Source organism: Komagataeibacter oboediens (assembly GCF_003207815.1).
GTDB classification, from domain to species: domain Bacteria; phylum Pseudomonadota; class Alphaproteobacteria; order Acetobacterales; family Acetobacteraceae; genus Komagataeibacter; species Komagataeibacter oboediens.
In genome coordinates, this window is record NZ_NKTX01000148.1 from 1 (window position 1) to 2,507 (window position 2,507).

Here is a 2,507-nt window from a genome sequence, read left to right on the forward strand (position 1 = left end):
ACCGCCCTCGTCATCAGCCAGATCCTCCCGCATCAAGAGAATCAGAGCCAGCGCCGTTTGTCACTTCACACACGAGTCAGTGGCTACGTCCTTTGGTATCAGGCGGCTGGGAAAAATAAAATCCTGCAGTGAGCCACCGCGATGCTCCAGCCAGGCACGGACGCTTTCACGTGTCGTTTCCGTAATTTCGAATTGCACCGGACGTTTGGTTTTCTGCTGCACGATCATTGCGCGGCTCCGGATCTGACCGCTGGTAACGATATCGCCAATGCGCAGCGTCACGAGATCGCAACCTCGGAGCTTGCTGTCGAGGGCAAGGTCGAACAGTGCTCGATCACGGATCCGGCCTTCATGGGCCAACCAAAAGCGGATGGCCCAAACGTGTTTCTCTTTCAGAGCCCGTTTGGCGCCGACCATTTTGCCGGCGTTCCACGGGGTTTGGGTTTTCAGTGTGGGCGATGGGAAGCGTATGCCTTGTTCCATGACACGTTCTCCAGGAAGGCTGCTTGGATGCAGCCTGGTGTAGAATGCGCTCCGGCGGGAGGAAATGGCATCAGTTCATGGTGACTCCAGACTGTCCGCTTCGGGGCGTGGCATATTGGAGGCTGCATGTCCAACATGACGGCGGGAGAGGAAGGTCGGGTTTTCGAACTTTTCAGATGGAAAGATAAAATGTTTTCGCATTTAAAGATTAACTACGATGGAATATTATACCAGTCAGGTCTTGACGCTATTGAATTGGCGGCAAAAGAAGGCGAGTCTGGTATTAGAAAGGCATTATCCGAAAATCGGGAAGAACTTAAATTATATTACCAACGCGGAGAATTTATTGGGGAGCGCGAAGATGAGCATATCCTCTGGGAACAGGACCAATATCTCGAGGTAGTGTATAATCAGCTTGGTGACGCTCTTTTTGATCTGCGAAGCGCTTTCATGATTACTGCCTATCATTACTGGGAAAAATCAGCACAAAAATGGTTTTTGACCTACGTTTCTTCCGAAAGCGCCAAAAAAAAGCAAGGATACGCTGCTCTTTCGAAAATTTTTCCTCAATTGCATTCTATTCAACCCAGCATGCCGGAGGAAGTTCATCCAGCGCTCAAAAGTATAAATTGGCTTGCGAATGTCCTCAAACACGCAAGCATTGACTCATGGACAAAGTTGCAAAACCAATGTCCATCTGAATTGTCGTCTCTTATTCCGTTAAATCGCCTATCCGAGCGGCCTCCAACTTCACTCAATCTGTCGTCAGAGCAACTCCTATGGATTTTTAAGGTCATTAAGGAATCAGGCCCAATCGCCCGTCCAGAGTGATTATAATCTTCAGTTTTAAAAGAAACAAACATCCCAACCGCTATCACGACAACAGAGATAAGCTCTCACAATCCAACACTAGGGCCCGGACCCATAAAGGGATTCCCATTGTGAGTGGCCTGTGATTCGCTGTCTCTGAAAGGAGATGAGCGATGGACGCTGACCTTTTCTGGCTTTCGGAGCGACAGTTTGCGCGGGTTGCGCCGCATCTGCCCACCGATACGCGTGGCAAGCCGCGTGTGGATGATCGACGCGTGATCAGCGGCATCATTCAGATCATGCTGTCCGGCGCGCGGTGGAAGGATGCGCCGTCCGCGTATGGCCCGCGTAAGACGCTCTACAATCGGTTTCAGCGCTGGGCTGCGAAAGGCGTCTGGGCGCGCATGTTCGAGGCGCTGGCGCAGAGCGGTGGACCGCCTGCCGAACTTCTGATCGACAGTTCTGTCGTGAAGGCCCATCGCTGCGCCTCCGGCGGAAAAAAGGGGAGCGACACCAGGCCATCGGCCGATCGCGTGGCGGGCGCACGACCAAGATCCACGCGCTGACGGATGCCGCCTGCCGTCCGGTCGCCTTCGTGCTGACCGGCGGCAACGTCGCGGATTGCACGGCAGCGGTCCCGCTGCTGGAACAGGTTTCGAACGTCCGGCTGATCCACGGCGACAAGGGCTACGACACCAACGCGGTGCGTCGACAGATCGAGGACAAGGGCGCCGCGCCGAACATCCCACCCAAGGTCAACCGGATCTGGAAGAACTGCTTTTCGCCGGTCCTTTATCGGACGCGAAATGCCATTGAGCGCATGTTCAACCGCCTCAAGGACTTCCGTCGCATCGCGACACGTTACGATCGCAATGCCACTAACTTCCACGCCGCCATCTGTCTCGTCGCGACCGTCAGCTACTGGTTATGAGTCCGGGCCCTAGCGTCCGCTTTTGAGAAGGCATTCCATGCTTCCAGATGTCGGACAAGAGGCGGAAGCCGACATGGAGACACCCCCTTCACCCCCGTCACTCCATCATGCGACGCTACCGGCCAGCCACTCCCTGAGCTTCGACCACCGTCGCCTGCCACCCTGATTGCGCACGGCGATAGCAAGCGCCTTCTTCTGGCCCACGAGCACGACGAGCTTCCGCCCCCGTGTGACGCCGGTGTAGAGCAGGTTCCGCGCCAGCATGGCGTAATGCTGGGTCACC

Annotated in this window: 3 protein-coding genes and 1 pseudogene; 2 read left to right on the forward strand and 2 right to left on the reverse strand. The window is 55.2% G+C overall.

The window, feature by feature from the left end:
• Positions 1 to 60 precede the first annotated feature (60 nt).
• A complete protein-coding gene (locus tag CFR80_RS17675) occupies positions 61 to 483 on the reverse strand; it encodes a tyrosine-type recombinase/integrase (RefSeq protein WP_258367943.1) in 423 nt (140 codons plus the stop codon).
• 126 nt (positions 484 to 609) lie between these two features.
• On the opposite strand from CFR80_RS17675, the gene CFR80_RS19100 reads away from it, so the two are divergent.
• Together CFR80_RS19100 and CFR80_RS17680 are read left to right on the forward strand one after the other, a co-directional pair.
• Positions 610 to 1,314 (forward strand): hypothetical protein, encoded by a 705-nt coding sequence (locus CFR80_RS19100; RefSeq protein ID WP_146221705.1) that lies wholly within the window; start codon positions 610 to 612, stop codon positions 1,312 to 1,314.
• Between the two features lie 152 nt (positions 1,315 to 1,466).
• Positions 1,467 to 2,224, forward strand: a pseudogene (locus tag CFR80_RS17680) (IS5 family transposase).
• A gap of 105 nt (positions 2,225 to 2,329) precedes the next feature.
• Here the strand turns inward: CFR80_RS17680 and CFR80_RS17685 are convergent.
• A partial coding sequence (locus tag CFR80_RS17685; protein ID WP_146221706.1) for an ATP-binding domain-containing protein occupies positions 2,330 to 2,507 on the reverse strand: 178 nt, incomplete at its 5' end.